The following is a 22,671-nucleotide window of genomic DNA, read 5'->3' on the forward strand; positions in this document are numbered from 1 at the left end:
CCGGCGGGCCCCCTGCCGTCCGGCCGTCTCACCCCGGCGCGAGCCCGTCCGGCAGGGCCAGGTTGAGCGCGGTGACGACCGGTCGGCCGTGTTCCGTGCCGAGCCGGGAGACCGCGCCGGTGGCGAGCTGGAAGAGCCGCCCCTCCGCCGGAGTCAGGCCCAGATAGCGGGCGGTGAGGACGCGCAGGAAGTGCGAGTGCGCGACGAGAGCGATGTCCCCGCTCCCGAGCTCCTCCGCCGCCGAGCGGACGCCCGCGAGCACCTGGTCGGCCCGTTGCCCGATCTGCTCGGGGCTCTCCCCCGGGTGCTCGGGGGAGCCGGGGTCGACGCCGTCGGTCCACAGGTTCCAGAAGGGCCGGGTGCGGCGGATCTCCCGGGTGGTGACGCCCTCGTACCCGCCGTAGTCCCACTCCCGCAGCTCGGGGGTGACCCGGGGCGCGGGGAGCCCGGCCAGTTCGGCGGTGCGGCGGGCCCGGATCAGCGGGCTGACGAGGGTGAGCTCGATGTGCCGGTCGGCCAGCAGCGGCACGAGGGCGCGGGCCTGGCGCTCCCCGACGTCGGTGAGGGGGAGGTCGGTGTAGCTCGTGTGCTGTCCGGAGCGGGACCACTCGGTCTCGCCGTGCCGGACGAGGATCAGCTCGCCCACAGCGGTTCCTTTCGCCTTCTGCGCGGGTGGTGCGGGAGGTGCGGGGGTGGCCCCGTACCGTAAGCCCCTCACCTGACCGACTTCCCGTGGGGGGACCTCATGTCCGACACCTTCCCGCCTCCGCCGCCCGAACAGCCGCGTCCCGAGCACCCCGCGCCGCAGCCGGAGGCTTCGCCCTGGGCGGCCCCCGCCGCCGCTCCGGAACGCGGGCGGCAGCGTACGGGGCTGGTCGTGGCGCTCTCCGTGGGGGGCGGGCTCGCCCTGGTGGGGGCCGTGACGGCGCTCGTCTACACGTTGATGGGTACGGTCACGGACTCGATGGACCTGCCGCCGGAGCGGTCGGCCGCCCCGTACGGCGCGGAGCCTGGGGAGCCGGCCGAGGAGCCCGGCGCGACCGAGGAGTCGGACGCGGCGGACGTGGCGGACGTGGCGGACGACGTCACGATCACGGCGTGCACCAGGGACCCGCAGATCGGGTGGCCGGCCGCCGATGTGGAGGTCGTGAACGGGTCGGCGGCTCCGGCGGACTACTACGTGAGCGTGGAGTTCCTGGACAAGGACGGCGCCACGGTCGCGGAGGGGGTGACCGGGGTCCTCGGCCTCGGGCCCGGCGAGTCGGCGGAGAAGAAGGTCCAGGGGCTGGGCGAGGTGCCGAGCGGCACGACGTGCCGGCTCGACGACCTCGCGCGGACCCCTTCGGCGGGCTGAGAGACGGACGCCGCCCCGGGTCGGGGAACGCGGAGGGGCCGTGCCCCGGAACTCCGGGGTACGGCCCCTCGTCACTGGCGCCCTCCGCCTACTTGCGGATGAGGCTGCGGAGCACGTACTGCAGGATGCCGCCGTTGCGGTAGTAGTCGGCCTCGCCGGGGGTGTCGATCCGGACGACGGCGTCGAACTCCACTCCGGTGTCGGTGGTGACCTTGACCGTACGGGGGGTGGTGCCGTCGTTCAGCTCGGTGACGCCGGTGAAGGAGAAGGCCTCCTCGCCGGTGAGGCCGAGGGTCGCGGCGTTCTGGCCCTCGGGGAACTGGAGCGGCAGGACGCCCATGCCGATGAGGTTCGAGCGGTGGATGCGCTCGTACGACTCGGCGATGACCGCCTTGACGCCGAGGAGCGCGGTGCCCTTGGCGGCCCAGTCGCGGGACGAGCCGGAGCCGTACTCCTTGCCCGCGAGGATCGCGAGCGGCACGCCGGCGGCCTGGTAGTTCTGCGAGGCGTCGTAGATGAACGACACCGGACCGCCGTCCTGGGTGAAGTCGCGGGTGTAGCCGCCCTCGGTGCCCGGCGCGATCTGGTTGCGCAGGCGGATGTTGGCGAACGTACCGCGGATCATCACCTCGTGGTTGCCCCGGCGCGAACCGTAGGAGTTGAAGTCACGGCGCTCGATGCCGTGCTCCGTGAGGTACTTGCCGGCCGGGGTGTCGGCCTTGATCGCACCGGCCGGGGAGATGTGGTCGGTGGTGACCGAGTCGCCGAGCTTGGCGAGCACCCGGGCGCCGGTGATGTCCTCGACCGGGCTCGTCTCCATGGTCATGCCCTCGAAGTACGGGGGCTTGCGCACGTAGGTGGACTCGGCGTCCCACTCGAAGGTGTCGCCGGTGGGGATCGACAGCGCCTGCCACTGGGCGTCGCCCGCGAAGACGTCCTGGTAGGACTTGTTGAACATGTCCTCGCCGATGGCGTTCGCCACGACGTCGTTGACCTCGGCCTCCGAGGGCCAGATGTCGTCCAGGTAGACCGGCCGGCCTTCCTGGTCGACGCCGAGGGCGTCCTTGGTGATGTCGACCTTCATCGAACCGGCGATGGCGTACGCGACGACCAGCGGCGGGGACGCCAGGTAGTTCATCTTGACGTCGGGGTTGATCCGGCCCTCGAAGTTGCGGTTGCCGGAGAGCACGGAGGTGACGGCGAGGTCGTTGTCGTTGACCGCCTTGGAGACCTCCTCCGGCAGCGGGCCGGAGTTGCCGATGCAGGTGGTGCAGCCGTAGCCGACGAGGTTGAAGCCGACCTTGTCGAGGTAGGGGGTCAGACCCGCCTTGTCGAAGTAGTCGGTGACGACCTTGGAGCCCGGGGCGAGGGTGGTCTTGACCCACGGCTTGCGGGTCAGGCCCTTCTCGACCGCCTTCTTGGCCACGAGCGCGGCGGCGACCATGACGTACGGGTTGGAGGTGTTGGTGCACGAGGTGATCGCGGCGACGGTGACGGCGCCGTGGTCGATCTCGTACGTCGAGCCGTCGGGGGCCGTGACGGTGGTCGGCTTCGACGGGACGCCGTTGGGGGACACGGCCGGGGCGTCGGAGGCCGGGAAGGACTCCTTGCTCGCCTCCATGTCGTCCATGACGTAGTTGCGCACGTCCTGGGCGAACTGCTCCTTGGCGTTCGCGAGGACGATGCGGTCCTGCGGGCGCTTCGGGCCGGCGATGGAGGGGACGACCGTGGCGAGGTCGAGCTCCAGCTTCTCGGAGAAGTCCGGCTCGGCGGCCGGGTCCAGCCAGAGGCCCTGCTCCTTGGCGTACGCCTCGACCAGGGCGACCTGCTGCTCGTCGCGGCCCGTCAGGCGCAGGTACTTCAGCGTCTCGTCGTCCACGGGGAAGATCGCGGCGGTGGAGCCGAACTCCGGCGACATGTTGCCGATGGTGGCGCGGTTGGCGAGCGAGGTCGCGGCGACGCCCTGGCCGTAGAACTCGACGAACTTGCCGACGACGCCGTGCTTGCGGAGCATCTCGGTGATGGTCAGCACGAGGTCGGTGGCGGTGGTGCCCGGCTTCAGCTCACCGGTCAGCTTGAAGCCGACGACGCGCGGGATCAGCATGGAGACCGGCTGGCCGAGCATCGCGGCCTCGGCCTCGATGCCTCCGACGCCCCAGCCCAGCACGCCCAGGCCGTTGACCATGGTGGTGTGCGAGTCGGTGCCGACGAGGGTGTCGGGGTAGGCCTGGCCGCCCCGGACCATGACCGTGCGGGCCAGGTGCTCGATGTTCACCTGGTGGACGATGCCGGTGCCCGGGGGGACGACCTTGAACTCGTCGAAGGCGGTCTGGCCCCAGCGCAGGAACTGGTAGCGCTCCTTGTTGCGGCCGTACTCCAGCTCGACGTTCTGGGCGAACGCCTCGTTGGTGCCGAACTTGTCAGCGATGACGGAGTGGTCGATGACCAGCTCGGCCGGGGCCAGCGGGTTGATCTTCGCCGGGTCGCCGCCCAGCTCCTTCACGGCCTCGCGCATGGTCGCGAGGTCGACGACGCAGGGCACGCCGGTGAAGTCCTGCATGATCACGCGGGCCGGCGTGAACTGGATCTCCTGGCTGGGCTGTGCCTGGGAGTCCCAGCCGCCGATCGCCCGGATGTGGTCGGCGGTGATGTTCGCGCCGTCCTCGGTGCGGAGCAGGTTCTCCAGCAGCACCTTCAGGCTGTACGGGAGGCGCGCGGAGCCCTCTACCTTGTCCAGCTTGAAGATCTCATACGACTCGTCGCCCACGCGCAGCGTGCTGCGGGCGTCGAAGCTGTTCGCCGACACGACAGTCTCCTTCTTCAATGTGCGCGTATCCCCGCGCCGCGCCTCATGGGAAACGGGCGCCGCGTGGTGCCGCCTACGGCCCCCACCATCCGCTAAGGTAAGAGCTTAGTTAGGTAAGCCTTACCGGGCGGCGGCTGCGGTGCGCCTCGGCAGATATCTCGATGTCGAGATAACTCTAGTACATAGCCGCCGCTCGGTCATGCCCAGGTGCGGCCGGCCCGTCGGTGCGTCTCGGCACACACCCCCTCGACCCCCCGTTCGGACGCGCGCCCCGCGCTCCGGACCGCGAACCGAGAGACCCTGGAGCGAGCAGGCGGCGGCGGAGGGCATGCGCACCCGTCACTCCAACAGCCCACCCCCACATCACCCTCATCTCATATCTGAGATAACCTGCCGCCATGTCAGACGACTACCTCGTACGCATCGGCAAGCTCATCCGAGACGCCCGCCAACACCGGGGCTGGACACAGACGCAGCTGGCCGAGGCGCTCGCCACGAGCCAGAGCGCCGTCAACCGCATCGAGCGCGGCAACCAGAACATCAGCCTTGAGATGATCGCCCGTATCGGCGAAGCCCTCGACAGCGAGATCGTGTCACTCGGCTACGCCGGTCCCATGCATCTGCGGGTCGTCGGGGGCCGACGGCTCTCCGGGTCGATCGACGTCAAGACCAGCAAGAACGCCTGCGTCGCGCTGCTGTGCGCCTCGCTCCTCAACAAGGGACGGACCGTCCTGCGCCGGGTCGCCCGGATCGAGGAGGTGTTCCGGCTTCTGGAGGTGCTGAACTCCATCGGGGTGCGCACCCGCTGGGTCAACGACGGCGTGGACCTGGAGATCGTGCCGCCCGCCCAGCTGGACATGGAGGCGATCGACGCCGACGCCGCGCGCCGCACCCGCTCGATCATCATGTTCCTGGGGCCGCTGCTGCACCGGATGGAGCAGTTCACGCTTCCGTACGCCGGCGGCTGCGACCTCGGCACCCGCACCATCGAGCCGCACATGATCGCGCTGCGCCGGTTCGGGCTGGAGATCGCCGCGACCGAGGGGCTCTACCACGCGCAGGTCGACCGCACGGTCGCTCCGGGCCGCCCCATCGTGCTGACCGAACGCGGCGACACCGTGACGGAGAACGCCCTGCTGGCCGCCGCGCGCCACGACGGGACGACCGTCATCCGCAACGCCTCCTCCAACTACATGGTCCAGGACCTGTGCTTCTTCCTGGAGGCGCTGGGCGTACGGGTCGACGGCGTCGGCACGACGACCCTCACCGTGCACGGTGTCCCGCAGATCGACGTGGACGTGGACTACTCCCCCTCGGAGGACCCGGTCGAGGCGATGAGCCTGCTGGCCGCCGCCGTGGTGACCGAGTCCGAACTCACCATCCGCCGGGTGCCGATCGAGTTCCTGGAGATCGAGCTCGCGGTCCTGGAGGAGATGGGGGTCGACTGCGACCGCACCCCGGAGTACGCCGCCGACAACGCCCGCACGCGACTGGTGGACCTGACCGTGCGCCCCTCCAAGCTGGAGGCGCCGATCGACAAGATCCACCCCATGCCGTTCCCCGGCCTGAACATCGACAACGTCCCGTTCTTCGCGGCCATCGCGGCCTCGGCGCACGGCCAGACCCTGATCCACGACTGGGTCTACGACAACCGCGCCATCTACCTCACCGACCTCAACCGCCTCGGCGGCCGCCTCCAGCTCCTCGACCCCCACCGGGTGCTGGTCGAGGGCCCGACCCGCTGGCGCGCCGCCGAGATGATGTGCCCGCCCGCACTGCGGCCCGCCGTGGTGGTGCTGCTGGCGATGATGGCGGCGGAGGGCACCTCCGTACTCCGCAACGTCTATGTGATCAACCGCGGTTACGAGGAGCTGGCCGAGCGACTCAACTCGGTCGGCGCGCAGATCGAGATCTTCCGGGACATCTGAGCGACGGTTGCCGCCGCGCGCCTCCTTGCCGACCTGCTGCCCGGTGGGCCCGGGAGGGGCGCGGCACCGTCTCCGGTCGTTCTCCGCTCCCTGCGCCCTGACCACCCGCTCCCCCGCGACGCGCCGCTGCCACAGGCCGGAGGCCGCCGACCGCCGGGCCTGTCGGGGCCGCCGGGCCCGACCCGGGAGGGGCCGCGGGGCCTACCCTGGAACTCAGCGGTGCGAGGGGGAGGAGATATTCGGTGAACTGGATCTGGGTGCTGCTCATCATCTTCTGGACGGGCGGCTTCGCGTGGATGGCCGACAACGCCCGTACTGCTCTGCGCAACCGGCACGAGCGCAAGATGGAGGTTCTGGAGGCCGCGAAGCAGGAGCGGCTGGCGCTCGAAGCGGCGCAGCAGCCGCCGGAGCCGGTGTGCGGGTGCGCGCACCACCTCGCCAAGCACGACAAGCAGGGGCGATGCCATGAGCGGGTCGAGGTGCCGACGGCGTGGGACGAGAACAAGAAGCCGCTGAGGTACGAGGCCGGCCAGTGCAGCTGCCAGCAGTACGTGGGCCCGCAGCCCCTGTCACAGGTGTACGCCGAGGAGTTGACGGACCGGGCCTGAGCCCGGGTCCGTCGAGGTCGCGCGGGCTTCGCCGCTCTGCTCGGGAGCACGGCCGACCCTCGGCTGCACGACGGTGAGCGTCCCGCTCCATCCCCGGCGCGCGCCGCTCTCCCCGGGCGGCGCCTAACCCCCGTCCCGCGCGCCGCCCGGCCGGAGCCCCTTCCGTGGAGCGCTGTGGGACAGGGTCCGCTCAGACGGTCCGCCGCCGCCCCGGGACCTGCGGGGCGATCTCCTCGATCAGGTCCTCGACGAGTGCGCGGATCTGGTCGCGGATCGGGCGGACGGCGTCCACGCCCTGGCCCGCCGGGTCTTCCAGCGTCCAGTCGAGGTAGCGCTTGCCGGGGAAGACGGGGCAGGTGTCGCCGCAGCCCATCGTGATGCAGACGTCGGACGCCCTGACCGCGTCGACCGTGAGGATCTTGGGGGTCTCGGCGCTGATGTCGACGCCGGCCTCGCGCATCGCCTCGACGGCGGCGGGGTTGACCTGGTCGGCGGGCGCGGAGCCGGCAGAGCGCACCTCGACGCGGTCTCCGGCCAGGTGCGACAGCCAGGCCGCGGCCATCTGGGAGCGGCCGGCGTTGTGGACGCAGACGAACAGGACGGAGGGCTTCTCGGACACGGGGGTCTCTCTTGTCTCGCGACGAGTTCGGGCACGTAGGACGCGTTCAGGCACGAGGAACGTCAGCACCCGGTGGTGTCAGCCACCACTGATGTGACAGTATCAGCCCATGATGACGTCAGTCGACGCTGAACTGATCCGGGTGCTGAGCGATCCCCTGCGCCTGCGGATCGTGACCCTGCTCGCCCGCGAAACCCTGTGCACCACCCACCTCGTGGAGGAGACCGGCGCACGGCAGACGAACCTCTCCAACCATCTGAGAGTGCTGCGCGAGGCCGGGGTCGTGGAGACCGAACCCTGCGGCCGCTTCACCTACTACAAGCTCCGCCCCGACGTCATCGCCCAGCTCGCCGGCCAGCTCTCCGGTCTGGCCGAGTCCGCCCGCACCGCTGCCGAGAACAAGAGGGCCTGTCCGTGACCCCCACCCAAGCTCCCGCGACCACCGGGGACCCCTCTGTCGTCGCGAGGCTCTCGACGCTCGACCGCTTCCTCGCCGTCTGGATCATGCTCGCCATGGCTCTGGGCCTCGGGCTCGGCCGCCTGATTCCCGGGTTGAACGACGCGCTCGCCAAGGTCGAGATCGGCGGCATCTCCCTGCCCATCGCCGCGGGCCTGCTGATCATGATGTACCCGGTGCTGGCCAAGGTCCGCTACGACAAGCTCGACGCCGTCACCGGCGACCGGAAGCTGATGATCTCCTCGCTGGTCGTCAACTGGGTCCTCGGCCCGGCCCTGATGTTCGCGCTGGCCTGGATATTCCTGCCGGACCTGCCCGAGTACCGCACCGGCCTGATCATCGTCGGCCTGGCCCGCTGCATCGCCATGGTCATCATCTGGAACGACCTCGCCTGCGGCGACCGCGAGGCCGCGGCCGTCCTCGTCGCCCTGAACTCCGTCTTCCAGGTCATCGCCTTCGGCCTGCTCGGGTGGCTCTACCTCGACCTGCTGCCCGGCTGGCTCGGACTCGGCGAGGGCGAACAGCTCGACATCTCCATGGGGAAGATCGCGCTGAACGTCGTCATCTTCCTCGGCGTCCCCCTGGTCGCCGGCTTCCTCACCCGCCACCTGGGCGAGAAGAAGATGGGCCGCGAGTCCTACGAGGCGAAGTTCCTGCCGAAGATCGGCCCCTGGGCCCTGTACGGCCTGCTCTTCACCATCGTGATCCTCTTCGCCCTCCAGGGGAAGACCATCACCTCTCAGCCGCTGGACGTGGCCCGGATCGCGCTCCCGCTGCTCGTCTACTTCACGCTCATGTGGTTCGGCACGTTCCTGCTGGGCAAGGCCATCGGTCTGACCTACGACCGCACCGCCACCCTCGCGTTCACCGCCGCCGGCAACAACTTCGAGCTCGCCATCGCGGTCGCCATCGCCACCTTCGGCGTCACGTCCGGGCAGGCCCTCTCCGGCGTCGTGGGCCCCCTCATCGAGGTTCCGGTCCTCGTCGGCCTCGTCTACGTGTCGCTGGCCTGGCGCAAGAAGTTCACGGCGGCGCGGCTGGAGTGAACCGGTTCCGACACCGCCCCGCCGTCCCGCTGTCCCGCCTCGCCCGGCGGGCGGCGGGACGGTGTCGTACGGCGGTGGCGGCCCGCCGCACCGGCGTCGCCGCCATCGGTCGGCGGGGCTGAGGCCGGGGCGGCGGCCCCGCCTCGTACAGTGTCTGCCGGTGCCCAGCCCTGGGGAGCGTGCGACCGTGCCGCCGAGGAGTCAACGATGAGCAGACCAGCGAGCCAGGCCGGGGCCCCGGACGAGTTGCGGCGGCGGCTCGGGGTGCCCGACGCCGTGGTGATCGGGCTGGGCGCCATGGTCGGCGCGGGCATCTTCGCCGCGCTGGCCCCGGCCGCGCGCGCCGCCGGTTCCGGGCTGCTGCTCGCTCTGGCGGTCGCCGCGGTGGTGGCGTACTGCAATGCCACCTCCTCCGCCCGGCTGGCCGTCCGCTACCCGGCGTCGGGCGGCGCCTACGTCTACGGCCGTGAACGGCTCGGCGCCTTCTGGGGCTATCTGGCGGGCTGGGGGTTCGTGGTCGGCAAGACCGCCTCCTGCGCGGCGATGGCGCTCACCGTCGGCTCCTATCTGTGGCCGGACCAGGCGCACGCGCTGGCGGTGGCCGCCGTGGTGGCGCTGACCGCGGTCAACTACGCCGGGGTCCAGAAGTCCGCCTGGTTGACCCGGGCCGTCGTCGCCGTGGTCCTGGCGGTGCTCGCCGCCGTCGTGGTCGTCTCCCTCACCTCCGACGGGACTGACACCGCCCGGCTGGCCATCGCCTCGGACGCCGGTCCCTGGGGCGTGCTCCAGGCTGCGGGGCTGCTGTTCTTCGCGTTCGCCGGATACGCCCGCATCGCCACGCTCGGTGAGGAGGTCCGCGACCCCGCCCGTACCGTCCCCCGCGCCGTTCCGGTCGCCCTCGGCATCACCCTGGTCGTCTACGCCCTCGTAGCGGTCAGCGTCCTGCTGGTGCTGGGGCCGCAGCGGCTGGCGGACTCAACCATGCCGCTGGCGGACGCCGTGCGCGCCGCGGGCGCCCCCTGGCTGGCTCCGGTCGTCCGCGTGGGGGCGGCCGTCGCGGCGCTCGGCTCCCTGCTGGCGCTGATTCTCGGCGTCTCCCGTACGACGCTGGCGATGGCCCGGGACCGGCATCTGCCGCACGTCCTGGCCGCCGTACACCCCCGCTACGGGGTGCCGCACCGGGCGGAGCTGGTGGTCGGCGCCGTGGTGGCGGTCCTGGCCGCGACGGCGGACGTGCGCGGGGCGATCGGGTTCTCCTCCTTCGGGGTGCTCGCCTACTACGCCGTCGCCAACGCCTCCGCGTGGACGCTCACCCCGGCCGAAGGCCGCCCGCCGCGCCTGGTCCCCGCGGTCGGGCTGGCAGGCTGCCTGGCCCTGGCCTTCGCCCTGCCGCTCTCCTCCGTCGTCACCGGCGCCGCCGTCCTGGCCCTCGGAGCGGCCGCCTACGGGGCCCGCCGCGCCGCCGGCGTCTTCGTCAGTGGCCCGCGGTGAGCTGACCGGCGAGCTTGCCGTGCATCTCGGCGCTCGCCTCGTTGAGGCCCACGATGGTGACCTTCTTGCCCCGGTCGGCGTATTTCGTCTCGATGGCGTCGAGGGCGGCGACGGAGGAGGCGTCCCAGATGTGCGCGCCGGACAGGTCGATGACGACGTCGTCGGGGTCGTCGGTGTAGTCGAACTGGTAGACGAGGTCGTTGGAGGAGGCGAAGAACAGCTCGCCGGTGACCGCGTAGACGACCTGGTTGCCCTCGGGGTCGACCACTCCGGACACCTGCGCCAGGTGCGCGACCCGCTTGGCGAAGATCACCATCGCGGTGATCGAGCCGAGGACGACGCCGACGGCGAGGTTGTGGGTGGCGACGACCGCGGCGACGGTGACGACCATGACGGTGGTCTCGCCGACCGGCATGCGCTGGAGCGTCTTGGGCTGGATCGAGTGCCAGTCGAAGGTCGCGAAGGACACCAGGATCATCACGGCCACCAGGGCGGCCATCGGGATGTCGGAGACGATCGGGCCGAAGACGATGCACAGGACCATCAGGAACGATCCGGCCAGGAAGGTGGAGAGGCGGGTGCGGGCGCCGGACGTCTTCACGTTGATCATGGTCTGGCCGATCATGGCGCAGCCGCCCATGCCGCCGAAGAAGCCGGTGATCACGTTGGCGACGCCCTGGCCGAGGGACTCGCGGGTCTTGTTCGAGTGGGTGTCGGTGATGTCGTCGACGAGCTTGGCGGTCATCAGGGACTCCATAAGTCCCACCAGCGCGAAGGCGAAGGCGTAGGGGGCGATGGTGTTCAGGGTGTCCATCGTGAAGGGCACGTCCGGCAGGCCCGGCACCGGCAGGGACGAGGGCAGCTCCCCCTTGTCGCCGACGGTCGGCACCGCGATGCCCGCGGCCACCGTGATCACGGTGAGGATCACGATGGAGACCAGCGGGGCCGGGATGACGGTGGTGATCTTCGGGAAGAACACCATCAGCGCAAGGCCGCCGACGATCAGCGGGTAGACGGCCCAGGGCACGTCCCGCATCTCGGGGACCTGCGCCATGAAGATCAGGATCGCCAGAGCGTTGACGAACCCGACCATCACACTGCGCGGCACGAACCGCATCAGTTTGGCCACGCCCAGGGTGCCCAGGACGATCTGGATGATCCCGCCCAGGATCACGGCGGCGATCAGGTAGCCGAGTCCGTACTCGTGGTTCAGCGGCGCGATGACCAACGCGATCGCGCCTGTGGCGGCGGAGATCATCGCCTTGCGGCCGCCCACGACGGAGATGACCACGGCCATCGTGAACGAGGCGAACAACCCGACCGCCGGATCGACGCCCGCGATGATCGAGAACGAGATCGCCTCAGGGATCAGCGCCAGAGCCACCACCAGGCCCGCCAGCACCTCGGTGCGGAAAACCTTCGGGGAGGCGAGCCAGTCCGGCCTGGACATACGGAACCTGGGACCTGCAGACAGCGATGAAGACATGCAACCGTTTCTGTTTCGGGCGCACGCATTCACCGAACGGAATGCCCACGCTGCGTACTCGACCCCCACACCCGGCAGGCCCGACGAACGACGCCCCGACGGGTCTGCTCGACGGCGGCCCTGCCGGTGACGGCGGCGGCCGCACCGGCCGCCGATCGGGCATCATTGCCCAGAAGTCCTGAAGTGCCGGGAGCCGATTGGGGCTCGGCGCCGACGGGCGGCCCTCACCCGTCCAGCGCGGGCACGTCACCAGAGTCTACCCTGACGTGAGAGCAGAGTGCGAGTTGCGGCTTGTGAGATACAGGTGAACAGACCCTCTGACCATGTGATTCCAGCCACGTATGTGGAGGGATTCACAGTTCCGAACACTGACGAAACGCAAGAGGAGCAGGCGTGACGATGACAGAGCGGCAGATGCAGATCGGCGAGGTCGCCGAGCGAACCGGTCTGTCGTTGCGCACGATCCGCCACTACGAGGAAGTCGGGCTCGTGGCTCCTTCCGCCCGCAGCAAGGGCGGATTCCGCCTCTACACCGAGGCGGACGTCGAGCGGCTGATGGTCATCCGCCGTATGAAGCCCCTGGACTTCTCCCTGGAGGAGATGCGGGATCTGCTGGAGATCACCGACAGGCTCGCCGCGGCGGACACGCCGGTGTCCGAGGACGAGACGGAGCGGCTGCGGGAGCGTCTGGACTCCTACCGCAAGGTGGCCGACGCCCGGTGCGAGACGTTGCGCGCCCAGCTGATGGCGGCGGAGGACTTCGCCGCCACCCTCCGCCGCCGACTCGGCGCCTGACGTGCGTCGGCACTGACGTACGCCGGCGCGGGGAGGCGGCCGTACGCGGACCGCCCCCGTCGTGGCCCGGGCCACGCGGCCGACCGCCTGCCCGACGCGCCGTACGTGGCGACGGAGGCACGGCTCCCCCCGGGGCGGCGCCCGGCCCGGTGTCACAGCCGTGAGACGAGGCCGCCTCGCGCCCGGGACCCGCCGGCGCGCACAGGCCCGGCACGCCCCGGACGCGAAGGTCCCGGAGACCGTGGGAGAGGCCCCTGGGGGACTACTCGTGCGCCGCGAGAAGGGTGCCGAGACGGAGGTCGGGGAACTGCCGCTGGAAGGCGTTCGCCTGCCAGCGGTCCGGGAACAGCGCGAGCTGCGCCTTGTCGCGGACCCTGGTCAATGCCTCCCCCTTGACCAGCCGTGAGCGGTTGAGCGCATCCGCTCCGGCCGCGTCGGTGTCCCGCGCCAGGCTGTACGGCAGCATTTCCAGGCGTACGGGGGCGGAGAACTCGCCCTCCATGCGCGCGGAGACGACGTCGAACTGCATCGGGCCCACCGCCGCCAGCACCGGTGCCTGGTCCCCGCGCACGTCGCTGACGAGGACCTGCACCACGCCTTCCTCGTCCAACTGGCTGATACCGCGCCGGAACTGCTTGGAGCGGCTGATGTCGACCGGGCGCACGACCGCGAAGTGCTCGGGCGCGAAGGTCGGCATCGGCGGGAACAGGGCCGGCGAGCCGGTGTAGAGGGTGTCGCCCACGCGCAGGGACGCGGCGTTGACCAGGCCGACCACGTCACCGGGGTAGGCGGTGTCGACCATGGAACGGTCCTGGCCGAAGACGCTGTGGGCGTACTTCGTCGCGAACGGCTTTCCGGAGGCGGCACGGGTCACGTTCGAGCCCCGCTCGAAGACGCCCGAACAGACCCGCAGGAAGGCGATCCGGTCCCGGTGGGCCGGGTCCATGTTGGCCTGCACCTTGAACACCAGCCCGGAGAAGGGGGCGTCGACGGGCCGGCTGCCGCCGCCCTCCAGCTCCCGCGGCCCGGGCGGCGGGGCCAGGTCCACGATCGCGTCCAGGAGCAGCCGTACTCCGATGTTGGAGACCGCCGCCCCGAAGAACACCGGCGTGGAGCCGCCTGCGAGGAACGAAGCCCGGTCGAACCCGGCGCCGTCCGCCTCCAGCAGCTGGATCTCCTCCGTGGCCTGCTCCCACTCAGCGCCTTCCTCGGCGGCGGCCAGCTCGGCCGGCAGACGCTCCTCGACGGCTTCGTGGGCGCCGCCGGGGGCGCGGGTGTAGCGCAGCATCTGCCCCGGCTCCCGTACGTCGACGAGGCCGCGCAGGTGGCCGGCGGTGCCGACCGGCCAGTTCACCGGGGTGGGCTTGAGGCGGAACTCGCGCTCGATCTCGTCCAGCAGCTCCAGAGCCTCGCGGCCGGGCCGGTCCCACTTGTTGATGAACGTGATCACGGGGATGCCCCGGTGGCGGCAGACGTCGAAGAGCTTGCGGGTCTGCTCCTCCAGCCCCTTGGCCGCGTCGATCAGCATGACCGCGCAGTCCACGGCCGCGAGCACCCGGTAGGTGTCCTCGGAGAAGTCGGCGTGGCCCGGAGTGTCCAGCAGGTTCAGCACGCAGTCGCGGTAGGCGAACTGCAGGACGGCGGAGGTCACGGAGATCCCGCGGGCCTTCTCCATCTCCATCCAGTCCGACGCCACCCCGCGCCGCCCGGACTTGCCGTGCACGGCCCCCGCCGAGGTGATCGCGTGCGCGTGCAGCGCCAGCGCCTCGGTCAGCGTCGACTTGCCCGCGTCCGGGTGGCTGATCACCGCGAACGTACGCCGCTTGGCCGCCTCGGCGGCGACCCCTTCGCCCGTGGCGTTCACCGTGCCGCCCCCGATCCGGCGGCCGGAGCGTCCGGCAGGTGCGCGAGCCGCTCGTGCGGGGAGCGCGCGGGCCTCTCCGCCGTCCCCGGCCCCCGGCGCAGGTCCTCACACCGCGCGTCGGCCCGTACCCAGTACTTCCGCAACTTCGCCACCCATTCCTCGTACACCTGCTCGTCGCTCTCCGGCGGCGGGCCGCCGGGGCGAGGAAACCCGTCCAGCGCCTCAGGCCACGCCCGTACATGCGGTCAGGCGGAAGCCGGGCGGCCGCGCCCGGGCACCGGAGCCGGCGGCGCGCCTCCGACTCCGCGCACAGGCGCAATGCCCCCAGGCTACGTCCACCGGAGCGGGCGCACCGACGCCCCCGTGAGGACGGACCGCGCGCGGGGCCGCGGGGGCGCAGCAGGGCCGGGGCGCGGGGACCCGGCACCTGCGGACCGCAAACATACCCTGACGTGAGAGTAGACTGGCGACCGGTCGGGGCCCGGAGGGGCGACACCGCCCCCGCCGGAGCGGAGCCGCCCGGTGCCTGCCGGGCCGGGGCCGAGCCGTCGGGGGTCGCGCCCCCTTTCCCGCCCGCCCCGTCTCCACGGAACCTCCCGCCTCGGCAGCTATGAGTAATCATTCAATTACCTTTGGTCGCGAACGGCCCGGTCGGCGTTCACGGACGCCTTGCGGGCCGGGTTGCCCACGGCCCGCCGGTGGCGTCGCACCCCGAGCGGAGTGCCGGCTCCGGACCCGGCCCCGCCGCCCGCACCACCCCTATGCCCGCCCGCGATGGATCAAGCGGAGGACCCTCCGGTAGCGTCACGGTATGAGTCATCCGCATCCAGAGCTGAAGCCCGCCCCGCCGCTGCCCGAAGGGGGGCTCAGGGTCGTCGCTTTGGGCGGCCTGGGCGAGATCGGCCGCAACATGACCGTCTTCGAGTACGCGGGCAAGCTGCTCATCGTCGACTGCGGCGTTCTCTTCCCCGAGGAGAACCAGCCGGGGGTCGACGTGATCCTCCCCGACTTCACCTCGATCCGGGACCGCCTCGACGACGTCGTGGCCATCGTGCTGACCCATGGGCACGAGGACCACATCGGCGGCGTGCCGTACCTCCTGCGTGAGCGCAGGGACATTCCGGTCGTGGGCTCGAAGCTGACGCTGGCGTTCCTGGAGGCCAAGCTCAAGGAGCACCACATCAAGCCCCGGACCGTGCGCGTGCGGGAGGGCGACCGGCGCAGCTTCGGCCCGTTCGACTGCGAGTTCGTGGCGGTCAACCACTCCATCCCGGACGGGCTCGCGGTCGCGATCCGCACCGGCGCGGGCATGGTTCTGCACACCGGCGACTTCAAGATGGACCAGTTCCCGCTGGACGAGCGCATCACGGACCTGCGGGCTTTCGCCCGGCTCGGCGAGGAGGGCGTCGACCTCTTCCTCTCCGACTCGACCAATGCCGAGGTGCCGGGCTTCACCACCTCCGAGCGCGATCTGAACCCCGCGATCGAGCAGGTCATGCGCACCTCCCCGAAGCGGGTCATCGTCTCCAGCTTCGCCAGCCACGTGCACCGCATCCAGCAGGTCCTGGACGCCGCACACCAGCACGGGCGCAAGGTCGCCTTCGTGGGCCGTTCGATGGTCCGCAACATGGGGATCGCCCGCGAGCTGGGCTATCTGAAGGTGCCCTCCGGCCTGGTCGTGAGCACCAAGGAACTGGAGAAGCTGCCCGACCACCGGATCACCCTGGTCTGCACCGGGTCGCAGGGCGAGCCGATGGCGGCGCTCTCCCGGATGGCCAACCGCGACCACCAGATCCGCATCGGCAAGGGCGACACCGTCCTGCTGGCCAGCTCGCTCATCCCGGGCAACGAGAGCGCCATCTACCGGGTGATCAACGGACTGACCCGCTGGGGCGCGAACGTCGTCCACAAGGGCAATGCCAAGGTGCACGTCTCGGGGCACGCCAGCGCCGGCGAACTCGTCTACTGCTACAACATCATCAAGCCGCGCAACGTCATGCCGGTGCACGGCGAGTGGAAGCACCTGCGGGCCAACGCGGACCTGGCCATCAGCACGGGAGTGGACCCCGACCGGGTGGTCATCGCCGAGGACGGCGTCGTCGTCGACCTCGTCGGCGGCCGCGCGAAGATCACCGGCAAGGTGCCCGCGGGCTACGTCTACGTGGACGGCATGGAGGTCGGCGGAGCCACGGAGGCGTCCCTCAAGGACCGGCTCACCCTCGCCTCGGAAGGCGTGGTCACCGTCGTGGCCATCGTCGACGCCGACACCGGCGCGCTCGCAGAGGCCCCGGACTTCCTCGCCCGCGGCTTCGTCCACGACGAGAAGACGTTCGAGCCCGTCATCCCCGTCATCGAGAAGACGCTGGCCACCGCCGCAGAGGAAGGCGTCGGCGACGCACATCAGCTCGAACAGCTCATCGCACGCGCCGTGGCCAACTGGGCGTTCCGCAGCCACCGCCGCCGGCCGCTCATCATCCCCGTCATCATCGACGCCTGAGGCGCGGCCCCTGTGCCGCAGCCGTTCCGAGAAGAGACCGGGCAGCGTTTGCCGGTCGGTGGCGTCGACCACCGGCCGGCCGCCCGGGGCAGAGACGAGGAGCACCGATGACCGCGCGTTTCGAGGAGATCGACTGGCGCCCGACGCCCCTGGGCGACATCAGCCTGCGACGCCGCAGGTACCCGGGGTCACAGGACGACGTGTACGAGGTGAAGCTCGGGGACGAGTTCCTGATGTCCAGCCTCTTCACGGCCGGAGAGATCGCGTTGGCCGATCTGGGGCTGGCCGCGCTTCCCGGCGGCGAACTCGACGTCGCGGTGGGCGGCCTCGGGCTCGGGTACACCGCACGGGCCGCTCTGGACGACTCCCGGGTGCGCTCGCTGGTCGTGGTGGAGGCGCTCGCCGAGGTCATCGACTGGCACGAACGGCATCTGGCGCCCCTGGGCGCGGGACTGACCGGTGACCCCCGGTGCCGCCTGGTGCGGGCCGACTTCTTCGAGGCGGCCGCCGGTCCTGCGGGGCTGGACCCGCGGTCGCCGGGGCGGCGTTTCGACGCCGTCCTGCTGGACGTCGATCACTCGCCGCGGCACGTGCTCAACCCCCGCCACGCCGCCCTCTACCGACCGGACGGGCTGCGGAGCCTCGCCGAGCACCTCCGTCCCGACGGAGTCTTCGCCCTGTGGTCCAACGACCCGCCGGACGAGCAGTTCACCGCCGTGCTCGCCGATGTCTTCACCGCTGTCGAAGCCCACGTCGTGGACTTCGACAACCCGCTGCAGAGCGGCACCGCGACGAACACCGTCTACGTGGCTCGCCGGAAGTAACCGCCCGCCACCGGCACGGTGACCGGCCGACCGCCTGCCGTCACGGGCGTGGGGGCCCGCTCGCCACTCGCCACTCCACGACGCCCACCCGCCCGACGCCCGGCCGCTCAGAAGCGGCCGGGCGTCGGCGTCGGCCGCGCACCCCGTCCACCTATTCGCACGCGTGCTCGAATAACGTTACGCTCACCTCATGGCCGTACACCTGCAAAGCTCACTTTTCGACCAGGAGGCCGAGGTCAGCACCCGTCCGCTGAGCGGGCTGCGACGCACGGAGCTGGGCCACGGGGCCTGGATCGACGTCCTGCCGCAGTGGCTCGTCGGAGCGGACGCGCTGTGCGAAGCACTGATACGCGACGTCGACTGGCGGGCCGAGCAGCGGATCATGTACGAACGCGTGGTGGCCGTCCCCCGGCTACTGGCCTTCTTCGGGCGCCGCGCTCCCCTGCCGCACCCCGCCCTCGACGCCGCGCGCACGGAACTCAGCGGGCATTACGCGGCCGAACTGGGCGAACCGTTCACGACGGCCGGGCTGTGCTTCTACCGCGACGGCCGGGACGGGGTCGCCTGGCACGGCGACACCATCGGCAGGGGCAGCACCGAGGACACCATGGTCGCGATCGTCTCCCTGGGGGCGCCCCGGCATCTCACCCTGCGGCCGCGCCGCCCGGGGCCCGCCCCCGTACGCACGCCCCTGGGGCACGGCGACCTGATCGTCATGGGCGGCAGCTGTCAGCGCACCTGGGAGCACGCGGTACCCAAGACCGCACGGGCCGTCGGTCCGCGCGTCAGCGTCCAGTTCCGGCCGGACGGCGTGCGCTGACCCGCCCGCGAGCAGCCCCCGCGGGGCGCGCCCGTCCGAAACCCCGCGGCCGCCCCTTGCCGATCTGTCGCTCAGTCAACATCCTTACGCACAAGGCGACATCGGGCCGTTCGGATGGATCTTGTGCCTGTGAACCGCACCGCCTGAACTTCACGAGAACTCCAGCGAAATGGCACGTGTGTGGATATCGTGCACCGAGCGAGGCCGCATCCGTCAGTCCATGGGATCGACGGATGCGTCGCGTTTGCGGGGGCTGCGACTGTGACTGGGGGGTTCATGGGGCATGTCGAGATACCGGAGACGGGCATATCCGGGCCGGTGGGGCTCCGGGGTGCGCCGCGCCCCCGCACCACCGCTCCCCCCAGGCGCACGGCCGCGCTGGAACAGCTGTGGGAAGCCCCGACCGCGCGGCGTGGACCGGTCGGCCGCGCCCCGGCGCGGCGGGGCCCGGGGACGCTGTACGCCGCACTGATCGACCTGTTGGGCCTGGCCGGGCCGGCCTGGCTGCTGCTACGGGCGGGCGACCAGCCCAGGCCGGTGGCGGCCGCCGCCGCGGCCGGACTGGTGTGGGCCGCGCTACGGGGCGCGCGCGGACGGTACGCCGGCCCGTCGCGGTCCGCGTCGGGCGGTGCGCCCGGCGCGATCGGCGACTGGCTGGTGCTCATCGGTGTGCTGGCCGTGCTGCACACCGCGGCGGGCGGCCCGGTGGGCCCGGCCACGGCCGTCGTGGCCGTCGCTCCGGGACTGGCGGTCGCCGCAGCGGCGGCGGAGCTCCCCCGGTGGGCGCGTGCCGGGCGGCGCGGCCCGACCGCCCGCAGAGTGCTGCTGGTCGGTGAGGCCTGGGGGGTGGACCGGGCGGTGGGGCTGCTCGACTCCCGTACGGACCACGGTTACCAGCCCGTCGCGGCGATCCTGGTGGGGTCCGCGCCCTGGGCCCACGACGGGGTCCGCGTCTCGGGCCGGCTGGCGCCCCACCAGGACGGCGGCGACGTGGCCATGGTGCTCGCGGGGGCCTGCGCCCACGCCGCGGACCTGGTGCTGGTGGCCCCCGGTCCTCACCTGACCGGAGACCGGCTGCGGCGGCTCGGCTGGGGGGTGCACGACGGGGGCCTCGCCCTGTGCGTGCTGTCGGAGCTCTCCGGGGTCGCCGCCGAGCGGGTGCGGCCCGCCACGGCGGCCGGGCTCACCCTGCTGCACGTCGCCCCGCCGCTGCGCGGGGGCCCGCAGACGGTGCTCAAGAACGTGCTGGACCGCGCGGGCGCCCTGTTCGGGCTGCTGGTGCTGGCGCCGCTGCTCCTGGCGGTGGCGCTGAGCGTGCGGCTGTCCTCGCGGGGCCCCGTCTTCCACCGGCAGATCCGGCAGGGCCGGCAGGGCCGGCCGTTCACTCTGTGGAAGTTCCGCACGATGGTGGCGGACGCGGAGCTTCGTCAGGCCCGGCTCGCGCCGTACAACGAGGCCGACGGCCCCCTTTTCAAGATGCGCGGCGACCCTCGGGTGACCCCGGTCGGCCGGGCGCTGCGCCGGACGTCGATCGATGAACTCCCGCAGCTCTTCAACGTGTTGCTGGGGCACATGTCGCTGGTCGGCCCCCGCCCGCCACTGCCCGACGAGGCCTCGCGCTACGACGAGCGCGAGAGCCGCCGACTGGCCGTCAAGCCGGGAATGACGGGGCTGTGGCAGGTGAGCGGGCGCTCCGACCTGTCCTGGCAGGAGGCCGTCTCGTTGGACCTGTGGTACGTCGACAACTGGTCGGTGGCCGGTGACATGGGGCTTCTCGTCCGCACGGTGCGCGCCGTCGCCGACGGCCGCGGGGCGTACTGAGGGAGGCGGGCGCACGGATGCGAGGAGTCCCGGTGCGCCGCGACGCACACGCCGGTGGACGGTCAGGCCGTGGGCGGGAACCGGCCGAGCCACCAGGCGTACGTGCGGGCGACGCCTTCACGCAGCGGTATCCGCGGAGTGAAGCCGAGGGAGGTCATGCGCGTCACGTCGAGCAGTTTGCGCGGGGCGCCGTCCGGCTTCGAGGCGTCCCAGTCGATGCGGCCCTCATAGCCCGTCACCTCTGCGACGAGACAGGCGAGTTCGCGGATGGTCAGGTCCTCTCCGCAGCCGACGTTGACGGGCTCGTCGCCGTCGTAGGCCTCCAGCAGGCGTACGACGGCGGCGGCGAGGTCGTCGACGTGGAGGAACTCGCGGCGCGGGGCGCCGGAGCCCCACAGGGTCACCTCGGGCGCGCCGGCCCGCTGCGCTTCGTGGAAGCGGCGGATCAGCGCGGGCAGCACATGCGCGGTCTCCAGGTCGAAGGTGTCGCCGGGCCCGTAGAGATTGGTGGGCATGGCGCTGATGTAGGAGGCGCCGTACTGCCGCCGGTAGGACTGGATCTGGACGATGCCGGCGATCTTGGCCAGGGCGTACGCCTCGTTGGTCGGCTCAAGCTCCCCGGTGAGCAGCGCCTCCTCGCGGATCGGCTGGGGAGCCAGCCGGGGGTAGATGCAGGACGAGCCGAGGAAGAGAAGTCGCCCGGTCCCCGCCGCGTGCGCGCCCGCGATCACGCTGAGCTGGATGCGGAGGTTGTCCTCCAGGAACTGCACCGGGTACGTGCTGTTCGCCATGATCCCGCCGACTCTGGCCGCGGCCAGCACCACGGCGTCCGGGCGGACGTCCCGCAGATACGTCTCGGTCCGCGCGGCGTCGCGCAGGTCGAGGAGGTCGCGGCCCCGGGTGAGCACCTCGTGGCCGTCGTCGGCGAGGCGGCGGGCCACCGCGGAACCGACCAGTCCCCGGTGCCCCGCGACGAACACGCGGGAGCCGGGGCGCAGCAGGGGGCGGGCGGATTCCCGGAGTGGGCCGGGGAGTTCGGAGGTCATGGATCGGATTGTGCCAGCAGTAGGCGGCTGCGGTGACGGCGTGCCGCAGGACGCTCCCATTCCGACATGCCGGTGGACCGTCCGCTCTACCGGCGGGCGCAGAGAAGGGGAAGCAGTGGCGAAGACCGCGCTCATCACCGGAGTGACCGGCCAGGACGGCTCGTACCTCGCCGAGTTGCTGCTCGACAAGGGATACACCGTGCACGGGCTCATCCGGCGCTCCTCGAGCTTCAACACCGAGCGCATCGACCACATCTACCAGGGCCCGGAGGAGCCGGAGCGTTCTTTCGTCCTGCACCACGCGGACCTGTCCGACGGGGTGGCGCTGGTGAACCTGTTGCGCGACATCCAGCCCGACGAGGTCTACAACCTGGGCGCGCAGTCGCATGTGCGGGTCTCCTTCGACGCCCCGCTGTACACCGGCGACGTCACCGGGCTCGGCACCGTACGGCTGCTGGAGGCGGTCCGGGCCAGCGGCATCCACACCCGGGTCTACCAGGCCTCCTCCTCCGAGATGTTCGGCGCCAGCCCGCCGCCGCAGAACGAGGGGACCCCGTTCCACCCGCGCAGCCCCTACAGCGTGGCGAAGGTCTACTCGTACTGGGCCACGGTCAACTACCGCGAGGCGTACGGCATGTTCGCGGTCAACGGGATTCTGTTCAACCACGAGTCGCCGCGCCGGGGCGAGACGTTCGTGACCCGGAAGATCACCCGGGGCGTCGCCCGGATCAAGGCGGGGCTCCAGGACCGTCTGCACCTGGGCAATCTGGACGCCGTCCGGGACTGGGGGTATGCGCCGGAGTACGTGGACGCCATGTGGCGGATGCTCCAGTGCGACTCCCCCGACGACTACGTGGTGGCAACCGGCGAGGGGGTCAGCGTGCGGCAGTTCCTGGCGTTCGCCTTCGAACACGCGGGGCTCGACTGGCGCGAGCACGTGCGGTACGACCCCAAGTACGAGCGTCCCAGCGAGGTCGACGCGCTGATCGGCGACGCCTCCAAGGCACGGGAGCTGCTGGGCTGGAAGCCCGATGTGAAGTCGCGGGAACTGGCCCGGATCATGGTCGACGCGGACATCCGCCAGCTGGCCGACCAACTCGCCGGCGCGACCGTGCGGGTGGACAGATGACCGGCGCCGCGTACCCGTCGGGCGCCGACGGGGCGTGGCCTGTCCGGTCGCGCCTCCGGGGGCTCGGGGCCCGGCGCCGC

Annotated in this window: 19 protein-coding genes; 12 read left to right on the top strand and 7 right to left on the bottom strand. The window is 71.5% G+C overall.

All coding sequences use genetic code 11. The features are described 5' to 3' along the window. Positions 1 to 28: 28 nt before the first annotated feature. The gene (locus V9U70_RS18180) at positions 29 to 646 is read right to left on the bottom strand and encodes a histidine phosphatase family protein (RefSeq protein ID WP_336676511.1); all 618 of its coding nucleotides are present in this window, start codon (positions 644 to 646) and stop codon (positions 29 to 31) included. A 99-nt stretch (positions 647 to 745) separates the two neighbouring features. Between V9U70_RS18180 and V9U70_RS18185 the strand changes: the two genes are divergently transcribed. Then, the gene (locus tag V9U70_RS18185) at positions 746 to 1,354 is read left to right on the top strand and encodes a hypothetical protein (RefSeq protein WP_336676513.1); all 609 of its coding nucleotides are present in this window, start codon (positions 746 to 748) and stop codon (positions 1,352 to 1,354) included. A gap of 88 nt (positions 1,355 to 1,442) precedes the next feature. Here the strand turns inward: V9U70_RS18185 and acnA are convergent, their stop codons facing one another. Beyond that, the gene (acnA, locus tag V9U70_RS18190) at positions 1,443 to 4,160 is read right to left on the bottom strand and encodes an aconitate hydratase AcnA (protein ID WP_336676515.1); all 2,718 of its coding nucleotides are present in this window, start codon (positions 4,158 to 4,160) and stop codon (positions 1,443 to 1,445) included. 398 nt (positions 4,161 to 4,558) lie between these two features. Here acnA and V9U70_RS18195 point away from each other — a divergent pair, with 398 nt between their 5' ends. Both V9U70_RS18195 and V9U70_RS18200 read left to right on the top strand, forming a co-directional pair. After that, a complete protein-coding gene (locus V9U70_RS18195) occupies positions 4,559 to 6,088 on the top strand; it encodes a helix-turn-helix domain-containing protein (RefSeq protein ID WP_336676517.1) in 1,530 nt (509 codons plus the stop codon). A 242-nt stretch (positions 6,089 to 6,330) separates the two neighbouring features. Then, a complete protein-coding gene (locus V9U70_RS18200) occupies positions 6,331 to 6,696 on the top strand; it encodes a hypothetical protein (protein WP_336676519.1) in 366 nt (121 codons plus the stop codon). Between the two features lie 190 nt (positions 6,697 to 6,886). Here V9U70_RS18200 and V9U70_RS18205 read toward each other — a convergent pair whose 3' ends face one another. Continuing rightward, on the bottom strand, positions 6,887 to 7,315 hold the full coding sequence (locus V9U70_RS18205; protein ID WP_336676520.1) for an arsenate reductase ArsC: 429 nt from the start codon (positions 7,313 to 7,315) through the stop codon (positions 6,887 to 6,889). Positions 7,316 to 7,424: 109 nt separating this feature from the next. Between V9U70_RS18205 and V9U70_RS18210 the strand changes: the two genes are divergently transcribed. From V9U70_RS18210 to V9U70_RS18220, 3 genes are all read left to right on the top strand, one after another. Continuing rightward, complete coding sequence (locus tag V9U70_RS18210; protein ID WP_336676521.1) at positions 7,425 to 7,733, top strand: ArsR/SmtB family transcription factor; 309 nt, start codon at positions 7,425 to 7,427, stop codon at positions 7,731 to 7,733. After that, positions 7,730 to 8,818 carry an ACR3 family arsenite efflux transporter gene (arsB, locus tag V9U70_RS18215; RefSeq protein ID WP_336676523.1) on the top strand — a complete coding sequence of 363 codons (1,089 nt, stop codon included), beginning with the start codon at positions 7,730 to 7,732 and terminating at the stop codon, positions 8,816 to 8,818. The genes V9U70_RS18210 and arsB overlap by 4 nt, the downstream gene beginning before the upstream one ends. 207 nt (positions 8,819 to 9,025) lie before the next feature. Continuing rightward, positions 9,026 to 10,309: an APC family permease gene (locus tag V9U70_RS18220; RefSeq protein ID WP_336676525.1), complete on the top strand. Its 1,284-nt coding sequence runs from the start codon at positions 9,026 to 9,028 to the stop codon at positions 10,307 to 10,309. On the opposite strand, the gene V9U70_RS18225 is transcribed toward V9U70_RS18220, so the two are convergent. After that, positions 10,293 to 11,795 (bottom strand): SulP family inorganic anion transporter, encoded by a 1,503-nt coding sequence (locus tag V9U70_RS18225; protein ID WP_336676527.1) that lies wholly within the window; start codon positions 11,793 to 11,795, stop codon positions 10,293 to 10,295. The two genes, V9U70_RS18220 and V9U70_RS18225, sit on opposite strands and share 17 nt — an antisense overlap. 399 nt (positions 11,796 to 12,194) lie before the next feature. Between V9U70_RS18225 and V9U70_RS18230 the strand changes: the two genes are divergently transcribed. Then, positions 12,195 to 12,590, top strand: a complete 396-nt coding sequence (locus V9U70_RS18230; protein WP_336676855.1) for a MerR family transcriptional regulator — start codon at positions 12,195 to 12,197, stop codon at positions 12,588 to 12,590. Positions 12,591 to 12,852: 262 nt separating this feature from the next. On the opposite strand, the gene V9U70_RS18235 is transcribed toward V9U70_RS18230, so the two are convergent. Beyond that, positions 12,853 to 14,454, bottom strand: a complete 1,602-nt coding sequence (locus tag V9U70_RS18235; RefSeq protein WP_336676529.1) for a peptide chain release factor 3 — start codon at positions 14,452 to 14,454, stop codon at positions 12,853 to 12,855. After that, positions 14,451 to 14,606: a hypothetical protein gene (locus V9U70_RS18240; RefSeq protein WP_336676531.1), complete on the bottom strand. Its 156-nt coding sequence runs from the start codon at positions 14,604 to 14,606 to the stop codon at positions 14,451 to 14,453. Before V9U70_RS18240 ends, V9U70_RS18235 begins: the two co-directional genes overlap by 4 nt. 659 nt (positions 14,607 to 15,265) lie before the next feature. On the opposite strand from V9U70_RS18240, the gene V9U70_RS18245 reads away from it, so the two are divergent. The 4 genes from V9U70_RS18245 to V9U70_RS18260 all read left to right on the top strand — a co-directional run bounded on the left by V9U70_RS18245 (position 15,266) and on the right by V9U70_RS18260 (position 20,416). Continuing rightward, entirely contained in the window at positions 15,266 to 16,951 is a 1,686-nt protein-coding gene (locus V9U70_RS18245; RefSeq protein WP_336676533.1) for a ribonuclease J, read from the top strand. Positions 16,952 to 17,058: 107 nt separating this feature from the next. Further along, positions 17,059 to 17,775 (top strand): polyamine aminopropyltransferase, encoded by a 717-nt coding sequence (locus tag V9U70_RS18250; RefSeq protein WP_336676535.1) that lies wholly within the window; start codon positions 17,059 to 17,061, stop codon positions 17,773 to 17,775. Between the two features lie 190 nt (positions 17,776 to 17,965). Beyond that, positions 17,966 to 18,595: an alpha-ketoglutarate-dependent dioxygenase AlkB gene (locus tag V9U70_RS18255; RefSeq protein WP_336676537.1), complete on the top strand. Its 630-nt coding sequence runs from the start codon at positions 17,966 to 17,968 to the stop codon at positions 18,593 to 18,595. A gap of 276 nt (positions 18,596 to 18,871) precedes the next feature. Next, positions 18,872 to 20,416 carry an exopolysaccharide biosynthesis polyprenyl glycosylphosphotransferase gene (locus tag V9U70_RS18260; RefSeq protein ID WP_336676538.1) on the top strand — a complete coding sequence of 515 codons (1,545 nt, stop codon included), beginning with the start codon at positions 18,872 to 18,874 and terminating at the stop codon, positions 20,414 to 20,416. Positions 20,417 to 20,478: 62 nt separating this feature from the next. On the opposite strand, the gene V9U70_RS18265 is transcribed toward V9U70_RS18260, so the two are convergent. Next, positions 20,479 to 21,462, bottom strand: a complete 984-nt coding sequence (locus V9U70_RS18265; RefSeq protein ID WP_336676540.1) for a GDP-L-fucose synthase family protein — start codon at positions 21,460 to 21,462, stop codon at positions 20,479 to 20,481. 115 nt (positions 21,463 to 21,577) lie between these two features. Here V9U70_RS18265 and gmd point away from each other — a divergent pair, with 115 nt between their 5' ends. Then, entirely contained in the window at positions 21,578 to 22,591 is a 1,014-nt protein-coding gene (gene gmd / locus V9U70_RS18270; protein WP_336676542.1) for a GDP-mannose 4,6-dehydratase, read from the top strand. Positions 22,592 to 22,671 lie beyond the last annotated feature (80 nt).

It is taken from the genome of Streptomyces pratensis (genome assembly GCF_037137275.1).
Classification (GTDB): domain Bacteria; phylum Actinomycetota; class Actinomycetes; order Streptomycetales; family Streptomycetaceae; genus Streptomyces; species Streptomyces pratensis_B.